The 15,375-nt window shown below is 61.1% G+C and carries 10 protein-coding genes and 2 pseudogenes; 5 read left to right on the top strand and 7 right to left on the bottom strand.

The window, feature by feature from the left end; translation table 11 throughout:
- Positions 1-83: 83 nt before the first annotated feature.
- From NKI66_RS21755 to NKI66_RS21730, 6 genes and pseudogenes are all read right to left on the bottom strand, one after another.
- A pseudogene (locus tag NKI66_RS21755) lies at positions 84-1,383 on the bottom strand (ABC transporter substrate-binding protein).
- Positions 1,380-2,450 carry a branched-chain amino acid ABC transporter permease gene (locus NKI66_RS21750; RefSeq protein ID WP_023809822.1) on the bottom strand — a complete coding sequence of 357 codons (1,071 nt, stop codon included), beginning with the start codon at positions 2,448-2,450 and terminating at the stop codon, positions 1,380-1,382. The pseudogene NKI66_RS21755 and the gene NKI66_RS21750 overlap by 4 nt, the downstream one beginning before the upstream one ends.
- A gap of 3 nt (positions 2,451-2,453) precedes the next feature.
- Entirely contained in the window at positions 2,454-3,335 is an 882-nt protein-coding gene (locus NKI66_RS21745) for a branched-chain amino acid ABC transporter permease (protein WP_023809823.1), read from the bottom strand.
- Positions 3,332-4,126 (bottom strand): ABC transporter ATP-binding protein, encoded by a 795-nt coding sequence (locus NKI66_RS21740; protein WP_031212725.1) that lies wholly within the window; start codon positions 4,124-4,126, stop codon positions 3,332-3,334. The genes NKI66_RS21745 and NKI66_RS21740 overlap by 4 nt, the downstream gene beginning before the upstream one ends.
- 91 nt (positions 4,127-4,217) lie before the next feature.
- Positions 4,218-5,651: pseudogene (locus NKI66_RS21735) on the bottom strand (LLM class flavin-dependent oxidoreductase).
- Between the two features lie 478 nt (positions 5,652-6,129).
- Positions 6,130-8,136 (bottom strand): putative bifunctional diguanylate cyclase/phosphodiesterase, encoded by a 2,007-nt coding sequence (locus NKI66_RS21730; RefSeq protein ID WP_023809825.1) that lies wholly within the window; start codon positions 8,134-8,136, stop codon positions 6,130-6,132.
- 292 nt (positions 8,137-8,428) lie between these two features.
- Here NKI66_RS21730 and NKI66_RS21725 point away from each other — a divergent pair, with 292 nt between their 5' ends.
- From NKI66_RS21725 to ychF, 4 genes are all read left to right on the top strand, one after another.
- A complete protein-coding gene (locus NKI66_RS21725; RefSeq protein WP_023809826.1) occupies positions 8,429-9,463 on the top strand; it encodes a class I SAM-dependent methyltransferase in 1,035 nt (344 codons plus the stop codon).
- Between the two features lie 249 nt (positions 9,464-9,712).
- Complete coding sequence (locus tag NKI66_RS21720) at positions 9,713-10,354, top strand: 50S ribosomal protein L25/general stress protein Ctc (RefSeq protein WP_023809827.1); 642 nt, start codon at positions 9,713-9,715, stop codon at positions 10,352-10,354.
- Between the two features lie 23 nt (positions 10,355-10,377).
- Positions 10,378-11,103, top strand: a complete 726-nt coding sequence (gene pth / locus NKI66_RS21715; RefSeq protein WP_023809828.1) for an aminoacyl-tRNA hydrolase — start codon at positions 10,378-10,380, stop codon at positions 11,101-11,103.
- Positions 11,104-11,194: 91 nt separating this feature from the next.
- Positions 11,195-12,298 (top strand): redox-regulated ATPase YchF, encoded by a 1,104-nt coding sequence (gene ychF, locus NKI66_RS21710; RefSeq protein WP_023809829.1) that lies wholly within the window; start codon positions 11,195-11,197, stop codon positions 12,296-12,298.
- A 67-nt stretch (positions 12,299-12,365) separates the two neighbouring features.
- Here the strand turns inward: ychF and guaD are convergent, their stop codons facing one another.
- Positions 12,366-13,730, bottom strand: coding sequence for a guanine deaminase (gene guaD, locus NKI66_RS21705; protein WP_023809830.1), 1,365 nt, complete (start codon positions 13,728-13,730; stop codon positions 12,366-12,368).
- Positions 13,731-13,866: 136 nt separating this feature from the next.
- Between guaD and NKI66_RS21700 the strand changes: the two genes are divergently transcribed.
- Positions 13,867-15,201, top strand: coding sequence for a uracil-xanthine permease family protein (locus tag NKI66_RS21700; protein WP_023809831.1), 1,335 nt, complete (start codon positions 13,867-13,869; stop codon positions 15,199-15,201).
- Positions 15,202-15,375: the final 174 nt, after the last annotated feature.

Here is a 15,375-nt window from a genome sequence, read left to right as displayed (position 1 = left end):
GAGCTTTTGGTGCATGGTGAACTCCTGTTTCAGGCAAGGAGGGGCACGACGCCCCTCCCCCGGTGGGACTATCAAGTGGAATATCAATTGGTTTCGGTATCTGGCGTACGCGGTGCGATGCCGTGTTCCTTGGGCGGCGGCTTGCTGCTCGATCAGCGGCCGTAGCGCTCCGTGGTCGGCCTTGATCCAGTCGGTCTGGAGAACCCACTTCTTGCCATCCCAGCTCTGGATGCGGGCAGCGCCGCCGCCTTCATGGTCAAGCGGCGTGATCTGGATCGGCTGCAGCAGGCCGACAAAGCCGATCTCCTTGAGACGGTTTTCGTCGATGGTCAGATGCTCGAAGGCCCACCGGCCTTCCTCGCCATTCAGGGGACGAGCGCCAAACTTCTTGTAGCCGGTGCGGAGCGCCTCCACGGCGAGCGCGGCATTGACCAGACCGACATTGTAATTGACGGCGCCGAAATACTTCTGATCGCGCAGGTCGGACTTGCCGGCGTCGAGAATGAATTTCTTGAGCCGCTGATGGATCTCGAAATCGGCCCCCGCCGGATAAGGCGCAAGGGCGGAATAGCCGATCGCCGCCTTCCCGGCCGGGATGACGTCGGATTCGGAGCCGGCCCAGACGTCGCCGATGATATGATCGGCCGGAAAGCCGAAGCGGGCTGCCGTCTTGATGCCCACCACGGTGGAGACACCCCAGGTGCGCAAGAACACCCAGTCCGGCTTCAGCTCATGGACCTGGCGCCATTGCGGCGACTGTTCATTGCCTGGATCGGCGACGGGGATCTGGATGTTCTCGAAGCCGTATTTCTTGGCGAGCAGGTCGACACTGTCGTGATAGACGGTTGCTATCTTCAAGCCCTTGAGCTTATCGAACCCACCGACCTTGGACGCGATATAGTTGATGCCGGTCGAGGCCTGGCTGTAATAGCTGAACAGCAGCGGGAAGGCATACGGGAACACCCTGCCGTCGATGGATTCGGTGCGCCCACCGGCCGGATCGATCAGCGGGATCTTGTCGGCGGCAGCCTTCTCGAGCAGCGCATAGGTCGCGGGCGTACCGTGCGTGAAGAAGAAAGCGATCGGCGAACCATCCTTGCCGCCCTTGACCCGCTCGTAGACCTCGACAGTCCGGTCCGGGCTCCACTCGGTCTCGAACTCTTCGTAGTTGAGTTTTATCCCGTCGATGCCGCCCTCGACCTCATTGATATAGCGGAAATAGTCCCTTTCGCCTGCCCACCAGAGTTCGCCCGAAGAGGCGTAGGCACCGACACGATAGGTCGGCAGCGGGATATATTGCGACACATCCGCGGCGTTGAGCGTGGCGGGGCTCGCCACGAAGGCGCCACCCGCCAAAAGCGCGGCAATGATCAGTTTCTTCACGTCTGTCTCCTGATTTTGAGCCGCGCAAGGCGGCGATTGCCTAAATCTCCACGCTGTCTTTGCAGCAAGCGGGCTAGTCCCTCCGGTTCCTTGATGAGAAACCAGAGGATGAGGACCCCGAAGATCACCTTCTGGATGTTTTGAAGCAGTCCGGCGTCGACATGGCCGCCGAGCAGCCGCTGGAACAGCCAGTCGAGCGCCAGCGGCAACAGGCTGACGAAGGCGGCTCCGAAATAAGCGCCGCGAATGGTGCCCATGCCGCCAATGATGATGATGAAGAGTATCTGGTAGGATCGCGTCAGGCCGAAGCTCTGCACGCTGGCCGATCCGAGATACGCAAATGCCCAGAGTGCGCCCGCAATGCCCAAGATGAAGCTCGATACGGCGAAGGCCTGGAGTTTCGCGCGCAGGATCGGCACGCCGATCACGGCCGCTGCCGTATCCATGTCGCGGAGGGCCATCCAGTTGCGACCGGGCTGGCTGCGCACGAGATTGTAGGAAAGCCAGGTCAGCACGGCGACGCTGGCGAGCGTCAGGTAATAGCGTCCGTGCGGGCTGTTGAGATCGATGCCGAAGACGGACAGACCCGCTGGAAGCGAGATCGTGGCAGACGGATCACCGTTGTAGAACCACGGAAATTTGAGAAACAGCCATTCGAAGAAGAACTGCGCGGCAAGCGTGCTGACGATCAGATAGAAACCCTTGATGCGGGTCGAGGGAAAGCCGAAGGCGAACCCGACCGCGCCGGCGACGATGCCGGCTGCTATCAGTGCCAATGGCAGCGGCAGTTCGGGCAGCCGCAGCTGGAAGGCAAATGCCGCATAGGCGCCCACCATCATGAACGCACCGGCGCCGAGCGATATCTGGCCGGCATAACCCGTCAAAAGGTTGAGGCCGAGACCTGCCAGCGACAGAATAAGGAACGGCACGGCGATAGCATTGATCCAGTATTCCGTGGCGAGGAAAGGTAGGGCAACAATCAGGGCAGCCGCGGCTATGCCGACCAGTGTCCGGGTGCTTGCGCCCTCGCCTATGCCGCCGGTAAGCCGGAGTTCAATATCGGACATGATTCAGACTCTTTCGATTTTCTGTTCGCCAAACAGACCGGCGGGGCGGATGAAGAGGAAGGCGAGCGCCAGCGCATAGGCAAACCAGGGCGTGATGCCGCCGCCGAGGAAGGGGCCGATATAGGTTTCGGCTAGGCTTTCCGTTGCACCGACAACGAGCCCGCCGACGATGGCGCCGGCAATAGAGGTGAAGCCGCCGATGATGAGCACCGGCAGGGCCTTCAGCACCACCAGCGACAATGAGAACTGCACGCCCTGGCGGGCGCCCCAGAGCAGACCGGCCACAAGCCCGACGAGCCCCGCAATGGTCCAGACGATCTGCCAGATGCGGTTGACATCGATGCCGATGGAGAGAGCGGCGCGAGTATCGTCGGCCACGCCCCTGAGCTCAACTCCGAGGCGGGTCTTGTTGAACAGCAGCGACAGGGCCACCACCAGGACGAGCGCGACTGCGGCGGCGGTGAGATCAAACTGGCTGATCATGATGTCGCCGAGGAAGATCGGCAGATCCTCGATGCCGAGATCGAGCGCCCTGACCTGCGACCCCATGAGCCCTTGGGCTGTCCCTTCGACGATGTAGGCCAGCCCGAGCGTCGCCATGAACAGCGTCATCGGGCTGCGGTTGACGAGCGGGCGCAGGATCAGCCTCTCGATCCCGACTGCCATCAGCGCAAGCACGACCACCGTGATCGCCAGCGCCACCAGCACCGGCACACCCTGATCGGTCAGCGACACGAAGGTCAGGGCTGCAAACAGCAGGATGGACCCCTGCGCGTAGTTGAAGACGCCGGAGGCCTTGTAGATAAGCACGAAGCCGATGGCGACGAGCGAGTACATCGTGCCCGCCAGCAGGCCGCCGATGAGGGTTTCGAGAAACATGTTCATGCGGCGATCTCAACCTTGTCGTGGCCCAGATACGCGGCGATGACCTCGGGATTGTCGCGAATGGTATCCGGCGCGCCATCGGCCAGCTTGCGCCCGTAATCGAGCACGACGACATGGTGAGCGAGCTTCAGCACGATGCCGATATCGTGCTCGATCAGCACGATCGTCAGCTTCAGGTCGCGGTTCAGCCTGGCAATGATCTGCGCGATTTCCTGTTTCTCGGCGCTGTTCATGCCTGCCAGCGGTTCATCGAGAAGCAGCAGGCGGGGAGCCGCGACAATGGCGCGCGCTAGTTCGACCTTCTTCTGCACGCCGTAGGGCAGCAAGGCCACGGTGGTCTCGGCATGCCGCTCCAGATCGAAGAGGCGCAGGACTTCATGGGCGCGCTCGCGGAAACGGCGCGCCTCGGCGCGTGCGCGCGGCAAAAGCAGTGCTTCTTCCAGGAGCGTTGCGCGAGCATGCCTGGACAGGCCGGCAATGACATTGTCGGCGACACTCATTCCCGAAAACAGCGCGTTGTTCTGGAACCCGCGGCCGATGCCGCGGCGCGCGGCCTCCAGCGGCTGCATCCGATGGAAATGTTCGCCCTCGAAGATGATCTCGCCTGAATCGGGAACATAGACGCCGTTCAGGATGTTCAGCAGCGAGCTTTTTCCCGCCCCATTCGGGCCGATCAGGGCGCAGATTTCCTGAGGCGCCACCTCGAAACTTAGATCGGAGATCGCCTTCACGCCTTTGAATGCGAGGGAGATGTTCTTGACTTCCAATGCGGGTGCGGATGGCGTTGTCATGAATTCAGCGCTCCATGGTGGCTGACAGAGGCAAAGTCCGACGGTCCGGCGGCGCGGGCCGCTTTCCCTCCGGCGCCGTGCAGGGATGATGTCAGGCCGGTTCGGATTGGCGGGCATGCCCTTCGGTCAAGGTTGATTGCGCCGCGGCCTCGTCGCGCTTGACGCGTTCGATGTCGCGGAAGCGATGGGCCGGATGGTTTGCCGGCAGATAGGGGCCTTCGCCGAACAGCTTTTCGCGCAGTGTGCCCTCGCGATACTGCGTCGCGTAGACCCCGCGCTTCTGCAGTTCCGGCACGACGTATCCGATGACGTCGGCAAAGCTGTCATGCGCCAGCGCATAAGCCAGGTTGAAGCCGTCGATGTCGGTTTCCTCGACCCACTCCTGCAGAAGATCGGCGATCGTCGATGGCGATCCCACGAAAAGCGGCCCGAGACCGCCAATGCCGCCCCATTTTGCAAGCTCTTCGATGGACCAGACCTTGTCGCCTCCGGCCAGATGCTCGACGGCGGAGATGATCGCGTTTGTCTTGACCTTCTTGACCGTATCCGTCGGTTTGTAGTGTCCGAAATCGATGCCGGTCCAGCCAGACATCAGGACCAGGGCGCCGTCATAGGAGGCGTGGTTCGCGTAATCCTGATATTTAGCCCGTGCCTTTTCGTCGGTTTCATCGACGATGATGGTTGCCATCGCGTAGATCAGCACCTTTTTCGGATCGCGACCCTGCTCGGCGGCGCGCTTGCGGATTTCCGCGACATAGGCGCGGGTGGCATCCTTCAGAGGCGTCGAGATGAACACGCATTCGGCGTGGCCGGCGGCGAACTGCTTGCCGGCACCCGAGGCGCCGGCCTGGAAGAGAACGGGCGTGCGCTGTGGCGAAGGTTCGCATAGGTGAAAGCCCGGCACATCGAAATATTTTCCCTTGTGGCCGATCTCGTGGATTTTTGTCGGATCGGCAAATATCCCGCGCTCCTAGTCGCGCAGCACGGCTCCCTCTTCCCAACTGCCCTCGAACAGCTTGTAGAGGACTTCGACATATTCGGTTGCAACGTCATAACGATTGTCGTGGCTGCGCAGCCCGCCCTGGCCGATGTTCTTGGCCCCGCTCTCCAGATAGGACGTGACGATGTTCCAGCCGATACGGCCCTTGGTATGGTGGTCCGCCGTCGAGAGGCGGCGTGCGAAGGTGTAGGGATGCTCAAAGCTCGTCGAAGCCGTGATGCCGATGCCGAGATGTTTGGTGGCCAAGGCGATCGGGTTGGCGAGCTGCAACGGATCGTTCACCGGGATTTGCACGCCTTGCAGCAACGCATTGTCGAGGTTGCCCTTGTAGACATCATAATAGCCGATCACATCGGCGATGAAGACGGAGTCGAAGAACCCGGCCTCCAAAAGCCTGGCGAGATCTGTCCAATACTCCAGATCCTTGTAGTCCCAGGACCGGTCACGCGGGTGGCGCCAGAGGCCGGGCGACTGGTGACCGACGCAGTTCATTTCGAAGGCATTGAAGCGGATGGTCTTGCTCATTGTCGGTTCCGGAATCCTGCAAGCAATCGTGGTTGAGCTGGCAGGGTAGGGCCGGGAGCCAAATATCAAAGTAAATGGTTTTAATAGACTAATCTAGGGAATAGCATTCCTCGATCGAGCCGTTTCGCGGAAGCAAGGTGTTTTGCGCGAGATCCCCATCAGGAAAAAGTAGACGCAATCACCTTGCCGCCGGTGGCGATCTTGACCCGGTCCGCCAAGCGGATGGTGCGATGATCCTGACGGCGATGGTCGGGCTGATCTGGCGCCGGCCTTCTCCACGTGGTCGTCTTTGGTGCCGGGCCGCGTCTCGACATCCGCCGCGGCTCAGCCCGCTGACGGTGTTCCTGCCGATATGAAGCAGGCCAGAAACTGGAAGCCGGCGCGGCGCTCAGGTGAAGTCAGCTAGACTTCGGCTTTTGGCCCGTCGCGGCCAAATAGCGGCCTAAGCTCTGAGCCAAATGCCACCGCCCACACGTCATCATGCGGACTTAAGCACGGCAAATGACCGTTTGCGCATGGCCCGCTTTGCCTGGAAACTGACGGCGGGAGCGGGGCGGCCGACATGGAAGCCCTGGATCTTGTCTATGCCGAATTCGCGCATCAAGACCATCTGCTCGTCGGTTTCCACCCCTTCGACCAGGATCTTGTGGCCGCGATTTCGGACCAGGGTGATAATGTCCTGTAGCATTGCCTTGCCGCTCGGGGAGCTGCAGTCGTGAAGAAACGAGCGGTCGATCTTCACCGTATCGAAATCGATCAGGCGAAGCCACGAAAGGCCCGCGAAGCCCGTCCCGAAATCATCGAGCCATATCTTGATCCCGAGCAGCTTCAGGTCGCTGATGCAGCGCAGGATGTCCGAATGCATCTCCATCTCCAGCCCTTCGGTGATCTCGAAGGCCAGCCTGCTGCCGGCGACGCGGGTCTCGCCCAGAATAGTCGCAACAGACGTTGCGAAGCCCGGTGTCTTGAGCTGGATCGGGGAGACGTTGACACTGACGACACGGACGTGGTCGTCCGCCAGGAGCTCGGCGCACACTGTCCTTATCGCCCAGCGCCCGAGTTCCAGGATCGCACCGGTTCGTTCCGCAACGGGAATGAACAGGCTGGGCGGAACCGATGTGCCGTCCAGCATCTTGAGGCGCATCAGAGCCTCCACCGCTTCGACCCGGTCCGATTTGACATCCTGGATGGGCTGATAAACGAGTGAAACGAGATTCTGGCCGATCGCGATCTTCAGCAAGGCCGCAATGTTCTCACTCTCGTCGCTGCTTTGCGGATCGGTTGGATCGAACAGCCGGGCACAATTTCGGCCGCCGGCTTTTGCCAGATAGAGAGCGCGATCGGCCTCGTGGATGATCTTCTCCAGCTTGGCCCCGGTCTGCGTCCTGGTGAATGCGGCGCCAACGCTCACCGTTACGATCGAGACGCCGTCGCGCCGGAGCTCGTGGGTAAGCGCCAGGTTCTCCACCGTGCTGCAAATGGCTTCCGCGATGTTCAGGATCTGCTCTTTTGTCTCCATGCGCGCCAGGACGATGAACTCTTCGCCGCCGTAGCGGCCTATGGAACCATTATACTGTTTGATCATCTCGCTCAGGGCATTGGCGACATGGATCAGGCAGCGGTCGCCTTCCTGATGGCCGTAGCAGTCGTTGAATTTCTTGAAGAAGTCCACGTCGATGAGGATCGCCCCGAAGCTGGTGCCGACCTTTTGCCAATCGCTCCAGTAGTCCCGCAGCTTCTCGTCGATCGCGCGCCGGTTCTCCAGACCTGTAAGCGGATCGGTCCGCGACAATCTCAGCAGGGCCTTGCCGCGTTCGGTCGCCTCATTGTGCTGGATCTTGGCTTCCAGGGCATTCAGAAAGACGTTGTAGCGTTCCTCATTTAGTTTCCAGTTCACATACGAGGTGAACGTGAAACACGAAACATAGAAGGCCCCAAATACCATTTTGTATGTGAGGGTTGAAGGAACAAAGTAGTTTACAATATAAAGTATACATAAAATTACTGCGGAAGTTACGATAGAAAGCTTGAAATTGAACGTAAAGAAAAGATTGGCGCTCATCATGAATATGGTCCCAAAGACCATATAGTAAGAGACACTTTCCTTGTCCGCGCCCATAATCGCCGGACACAGCCAACCAACATAGCCAAAGATAATGGCCCCGGCGCAGGTCACGTCGAGCCATTCCGTCCCGACGCCATGGCGAAGCTGCGCTTCCAGGATCAAAAGCGCGCTCAATCCGACCGTGAAGCGCGCCGTGATCGTATAGGCGGCCACATCCGGGATCAGCAGCAGATCGGTTGCCGAAAACAAGAGATAGATCGCAACCGCGATCCAAAGCCCTGGCCTGGCTTCCCCTCTTCGCGTCGCCTGCGCTTCCGTGCGGTAAAGGGTGCGAAGCTCGTCGGCCCCCAGTTCGTAGCGCGGCTCGTACGGCTCCGCATCAACCGCATCGACCAATACGGATGACAGGTGTTCGTTCATCACAATAGACCCCGTTTGAAAGGGATTTTGTTTCCCGAACTCATTTCCAGCTTCTGCCCCCACGCGGGCCGGCTCCTTGGACGCGACGGCGATTGCGACGCCGGGCAAACAAATGCAATCGCGCAAGACAAGTTTCCGTTAACTCGAACCCGGAATTCGGGCCGAAAGCCGTCTAAAGAGGAACATGGTTGGCGGGAAATTAATCATAACGATAAAATGCCGTCGGCCCGACATTGGCAAAGGGAGCATTCTACGCAATAAGTTAACCGACTGTTAACTATGGAGTGATGGCGTGCAGACCGTTCTTGATGGCAAAAGCTTGATTACTGCCGAGATGCTCGCCGGCACGCTGCCTCGGGGAAAGCTCGAGCATCATGGCGAAGCGTTCGAAACCGCGCGTGCTGAGCTGGCCCTCATTCTCCACGCGACACAGCAGCAGGTCGAACAGGACAAGAACCCGGCCGAGATCGTCGGTCGCTTGCTGTCCTTTCTGAATGGCCTGCATTCCAAGGTTCATCCCGACGTCTGGCATGCGTTGATACCGGTCGCGCAGAACCATCCGATCCTGAAGTATTTTCTCGAGGATCCGCTGACGCACTGGTCCTTCACCAAGCCCAGGGGCTATTCCGGCGACGCGCAGTTGCTTGATTACATCTATTGCGATCCGCATGTGGCAGAGAGCGTGGCCAACGCCTCGGAGATCGGCAAGGCCCTGTACAGCCATACCCAGAACGTACCGTCATGCGTCGCCGCACGGGAGCGGCGCGATCTCTTGACCCGATATGTCGATCAGATCGCGGCCAAGAATGGACCGGAAACCGAGGTCCTGGCGATCGCGGCCGGCCATTTGCGGGAAGCCAATCGTTCGGTCGCCCTGACGGAGGGCCGGCTCAAGCGCTGGGTTGCGCTCGACCAGGACCCCCAGAGCGTTGGGCTTATCGCGCGCGACTTCCAGGGCACCGCGGTCGAAGCCATCGACGGCTCGGTGCGAACCGTGCTCACGCGAGGCCACAAGCTCGGCAAATTCGACTTCATCTATGCCTCCGGCCTTTACGACTACCTCGCCCACAACGTCGCCGTGAAACTCACGAAGACCTGCCTGCAGATGTTGAAGCCGAACGGCACCTTCCTGTTTGCGAACTACGCCGAGGGCACGCCTGACGCCGGCTACCGGGAGACATTCATGGACTGGGTGTTGCTGCTGAGATCGGAGATCGATATGTGGAACATCGTCAATGCCAGCGTCGACCGCAACACCGTCGAGGCGCAGGTGTTCTTCGGCGAGAACCGCAACGTGCTTTATGCCGTCATCGAAAAGCGCGGATAGCGACCGCCTGGACTGCACCAGGCCGGGCGTGCCTTTGGCTTGCACCTCCGGCCGCCTTCCGCTATAGAGCCGCCACCCGCGTAGACACCCTTGGAGGCAACGCGGCGGAAGGCCGCCTTCCCGCATGATCCCGAAAAGTGGATTCCGGTTTTCGGACCAGATCATGCATGGGTATGTCGGCTTTCGACGTTTACGGTCCAGGCACTCTGCCCACCGTGAGCGCTCCAGAACAAACCGAAAGGAAATGCCATGAGCCACGACACTTACGAGCTCAAGGCCGAAGCACGCGAACAGGTCGGTAAGGGGTCCGCCCGTGCAGTTCGCCGCAACGGTAAAGTGCCTGCAGTAATCTATGGTGACAAGCAGCCTCCCCTGGCTATCGCGCTCACCTACAAGGACATCTACTACAAGATCCATGGCGGCGGGTTTCTGACCACGATCGCCACGATCGATGTCGACGGCAAGAAGATCCAGGTCCTGCCGAAGGACTTCCAGCTCGACCCGGTCAAGGATTTCCCTGTCCATGTGGACTTCCTGCGCATCGGCAAGGACACCCAGGTCAATGTCGACGTGCCTGTCCACTTCATCAATGAAGACAAGTCGCCCGGCATCAAGCGCGGCGGCGTGCTCAACATCGTGCGTCACGAAGTCGAGTTCCACTGCCCGGCCAATGCGATCCCGGAATTCATCACCGTCGATCTCACCGGCGCCAACATCGGCGACTCGATCCACATCTCGGCGGTCAAGCTGCCGGCTGGCGTCAAGCCTGTGATCTCCGACCGCGACTTCACCATCGCGACCATTGCCGGTTCGTCGGCGATGAAGCCGGAGACGGAAGAGACGGCTGAAGCGGCTGCACCTGAAGCGGCTCCTGCCGCCGAAGAGAAGTAACTCTTTCACGCCCGGAGCAGGCGATGCTGCTGTTTGCAGGTCTCGGCAATCCGGGCGCGAAATACGCTGACAACCGCCACAATGTCGGTTTCATGGCGGCGGACGCAATCGCCCGCCGCCATTCCTTTTCGCCTTGGTCGAAGAAATTCCAGGGCCTGATTTCCGAGGGCACGCTCGGCGGCGAAAAAATCGTCCTGATCAAGCCGCAGACCTTCATGAACCTGTCCGGCCAGTCGGTCGGCGAAGCACTGCGCTTCTACAAGCTCGAGCTTTCCGCGCTCACCGTCTTCTATGACGAGATCGACCTTGCCGAAGGCAAGCTGCGCATAAAGACTGGCGGCGGTGCCGGCGGCCATAACGGCATTCGCTCGATCGACGGCCATGTCGGCAACGCCTATCGCCGCGTACGCATCGGCGTCGGCCATCCCGGCGTCAAGGAAATGGTCCAGCACCATGTGCTCGGCGATTTCGACAAGGCCGACCGCGAATGGCTCGACCCGCTGCTCGACGCGATCGCCGACAACGCCGCCATGATCGCCAAGGGCGACGAGTCCGGCTTCATGAACAAGACCAGCCTCGCCGTCCAGGGCAAGGCCGGCTCGCAACCGGAAAAGCCGGCACCGAAGCAGCCGGCGCAGAAGCAGCAAAGTCACGTCCGCCAAGCACGGCCTCAACAGCCGGTGGTCAAGCTGCCGGAAAGCGGTCCAATGGCCGCCATGCTGAAGAAGCTGTTCGGCGGCAAGGACTGAGCATCAAGGGGACCGAAGGGCTTGACGTTGATCACCCCTATCGCCCATAGCCCTGATCAAATTTCTATTTTCCCGATAGGACCGAACAAAAATGGGTTTCAAATGCGGCATCGTTGGCTTGCCCAACGTCGGCAAGTCGACGCTTTTCAACGCGTTGACCAGAACGGCTGCGGCGCAAGCCGCCAACTATCCATTCTGCACCATCGAACCGAACACCGGCGAGGTGGCGGTGCCAGATCCGCGCCTGCAGAAGATCGCCGCGATCGCCAAGTCGAAGGAGATCATCCCGACCCGCATATCCTTCGTCGACATTGCCGGTCTGGTGCGCGGTGCCTCGAAGGGCGAAGGGCTGGGCAACCAGTTTCTCGCCAACATCCGTGAGGTCGACGCCATCGTGCATGTGCTGCGCTGCTTCGAGGATGACGACATCACCCATGTCGAGGGCCGCATCGACCCCGTCGCCGATGCCGAGACGGTCGAGACCGAGCTGATGCTCGCCGACCTCGACAGCCTCGAACGCCGCATCGTGCAATTCCGCAAGCGCGCCGGCAGCAAGGACAAGGAAGCGACGACCGTGCTGCCGCTGATGGAGGCAGCGCTCGAACTGCTGCAGGCCGGCAAGCCGACCCGCATTCTGCTCAAGGGTATTTCGCCCGAAGATTTGCGCATCCTGCAGGGCTTGAACCTTCTGACCTCGCATCCCGTGCTCTATGTCTGCAATGTCGCCGAGGCCGACGCCGCCACCGGCAACGAGCACACCAGTGCCGTGGAAAACATGGCCACCGCCCAAGGCGCCGGCACCGTGGTGATCTCGGCGGCGATCGAGGCGGAAGTCGCCCAGCTCTCCGACGAGGAAGAAATGGAATTCCTGTCGTCGCTGGGCCTCGACGAACCCGGCCTGAACAAGGTCATCCGCGCCGGCTACGACCTGTTGCATCTCATCACCTATTTCACCGCCGGGCCGAAGGAGACGCGCGCCTGGACCATCCATAAGGGCGACAAGGCGCCACAGGCCGCCGGTGTCATCCACACCGATTTCGAGCGCGGCTTCATCCGCGCCCAGACCATCTCCTACAACGACTTCGTCACACTGGGCGGCGAAGTGGCGGCCAAGGAAGCCGGCAAGGCGCGTGACGAAGGCAAGGAATATGTCGTCCAGGACGGCGACGTGCTGTTGTTCAAGTTCAACACCTGATGTGACGGATGTCACGCCGCCGTGGCGGCGTGATCAGCGCCCTCTCCGGCTAGCCCGGGAAAACCAGCTATTGCCCAACTACCCTCCGGCCACTCACCCAGACCGTGGCGATGTTGGCCCGCGCTGCGTTGAGCACGATCTTCTGGAATATCTCCTCAAGCGTATCGTCGGCCATGCCGATGTGGATGTTCGATGCCCTGGCGCTGGTGTCGATCAGCAGCGCGTCAAACTCATAGCCGACGCGAAAATTGCCCGTCGGCAGATCAAGTGCTTCCGCACCGCCGGCGGTCGCCAGCCAGAACGCCTCCTGGTGCGTGATGGGTTCGCCGGGCGCACCGCGTTGCTCCGGCGGCAGGCCGGCATGCACACCGCTTTGCAGCGTCCTCGACGCTGACAATGCATGTCGGCAGCCATCGAACAGTGACGGGCTGTAGCCTCCGGAAATGTCGGTTCCGAGCCCGACGTGCATGTGCCGGTCAAGTGCTGCGCGCAGCGGAAATGCGGCATTGGCGAAATAGAAATTGGACAGCGGGCAATGGGCAACAGCCGCGCCCCTCTCCTCTATGAGGTCCATATCCTGCTCATCGATGAAATTCGAATGCGCCAGGATCGTATGCCGGGTGAGCAGGCCGAAACCATCAAGGCTTGCCGCATCGGTGCGGCCGAAGCGCGTCTCGACGAACTGCTTTGCCCAGTCGCTCTCCGAGCAATGCGTCTGCACGTGGCAGCCGAATTCGGTTGCCAGCTCGCCGAGTCCTTGCAGCGCCGCATCCGTGCAGCTTGGGATGAAGCGCGGTGTGATCGCCGGCTGGACGAGCGGCCTGTCGCGCGGATCCAGCGACTTGACCGCCTCGATGAACCGTCTGGTGTCCGATACCGCGCTTGCCGCATCGGCATCGCGGTAGAAAGGTGGACACTGCTCTGGATCGTCCATCACCACCTTGCCGACGAGCGCGCGTTGACCCTTCTCAAGACAGGTCTCGGCAAGCGCCAGGCTCGCGTCAACATGGACCGTGGCGAAATAGAGCGCCGTGGTGGTTCCGTTGGCCAGCAGGTTATCGACCAGATCGGCATAGACCTCGCGGGCATAATCGACATCCGCATAGCGGGCTTCGAGCGGAAAGGTGTATTTCTGCAGCCAGACTTCGAGCGGCACATCCAGCGCCTTGCCCATCTGCGGCCATTGCGGCGCATGGATATGCAGGTCGATGAGACCGGGCAGCAGGAATTGGCCATTGGCAAGCTCAACAAGCGTGCCCGCCAGGCGGGCAGCGTTCTGCCTGACCTCGTACTCGCGATGATCCGGCGCCAGCATTTCCGCGATGCGCCCCTGTGCATCGACGCTGAACAGATGGTCCTTCAGCACCTCCAGCCTGCCGCGTTGGGGCGTGTGGAAGGCGGTGCCGAGCAGCGTGAAGGGTTCTCTCGTCATTGCGGCTCCGGTTTGGCTAACGGTCTGCTTGGCCTACAAAAAAACAGTTGGCAAATGTTGTGGCCGCTGTCCTTCGGCACCGACTGATCCCATGATCGAGCGGGAATTTCCAGAGGGGTCAGAAGGGGAACGGTACATGGAACGCGTTGCGTCAGAGATCACATTGATTGCCCAACCGGACGATCCGCTGCCATGGGGCAAGGCAGCGCTGCTCGGCCTCCAGCATGTACTGGCGATGGACGTCTACATCGTGCCGTTTATCATCGCATCGGTGCTCGCCTTCAGCGTCGGCGATGCCGGCGCCTTTATCCAGTCCGCATTCGTGGCCGCAGGCATTGCCACACTGATCCAGTCGCAGCTTTTGATGCGGCTGCCGGTCGTCCAGGGGCCGTCCTTCGTCCCGATCGGCGCGGTGCTGGCCATCGCCTTCGGAGCAGGCGGCGGCGTTGGCGGTCTCTCCGCCGTGGTCGGAGCGCTCATTCCGGGCGCCATACTGGTCATCCTGCTCGGTTCGCCGACAAGAATCTTCCATCGCCTCGTCAACCGCTTCGTACCGCCCATCGTCGGCGGTGCGATCATCATCGTCGTCGGCGTCGCCTTGATGCCGGTGGCGCTCAAGGAGAGCGTGTTCGCGGTCCACGGCACCGCCACGGTCGGCGGCAACATCGTCCTCGCTTTTATCGCCGCTGCCTTCCTCGTCGGCTGCATGCTGACCGGCATGGCACTTGGCGCGAAGGGCGCCTGGCTGCGCCTGCTGTCCGTGATCATCGCCCTGGTGGCAGGCAGCGTGGCCGCCGCCTTCATGGGCCAGTTGAACATGGCGGGCGTTGCGGACGCGACATGGTTTTCCATGCCGCGAATCGCCTTCCTCAATCTCGACGTGACGTTCTCGCTGTCGGCGACACTGACGATGCTGATCGTCTATATCGTCGTTCTCGCCGAAACCACCGGCACCTGGTTCGCCGTCGGCGCCGTCATCGACAAGCCGCTGTCGGACGAGCAGCTCGACAAGGGCGCGACAGGTGAAGGCCTCGGCTGCCTGGTCAGCGCGCTGCTGTGCAGCACCCCGGTGACCGGCTATTCGTCCAATGCCGGCATCATTGCCATCACCGGCATTGCCAGCCGCGCCGCCTTTGCCGCCGCCGGCATCTTCCTGGTGCTGTTCGGGCTGATCGGCAAGCTTTCGGCGGTCATCGCCTCGATACCGGGGCCTGTCATCGGCGGCGTTTTCGGCGTCCTCTGCGTCGTCATCGCCATGAACGGTTTCCGCGTCGTGCGCGGTACACCCCTGACCGAGCGCAACATGCTGGTCATCGGTCTGCCGATCCTGATGGCGCTGTTTGCCACGCTGGCGCCGCCGGATTTCGTCAAGACGCTCCCCGACCTCGTGCAGTACATCCTCGGCTCATCGATCGCCTTCGGCGCCGTCTGGGCCATCGTGCTGCACCAGATCCTGCCAAACTCCCGGTAGACGTATCCTAAGATGGCGGGCGGCAATGTGCCGTCCGCTATCTCTCTGCATCGTTGACAGCACTTGCCGTTGACCTGTTTTGCGGGCGGCATGGCCTGCCTTGACCTTGTCACATCACGGGTCTAATCGGCTGGGGCACGCGGTCGGCGCTTTCGGCGAAAGTGTCCGTCTCGT

The organism is Mesorhizobium sp. M0518 (genome assembly GCF_040321125.1).
GTDB lineage: Bacteria > Pseudomonadota > Alphaproteobacteria > Rhizobiales > Rhizobiaceae > Mesorhizobium.
Note: the sequence above shows the minus strand (reverse complement) of the source record. Positions and strands in the feature narration are given on the sequence as shown.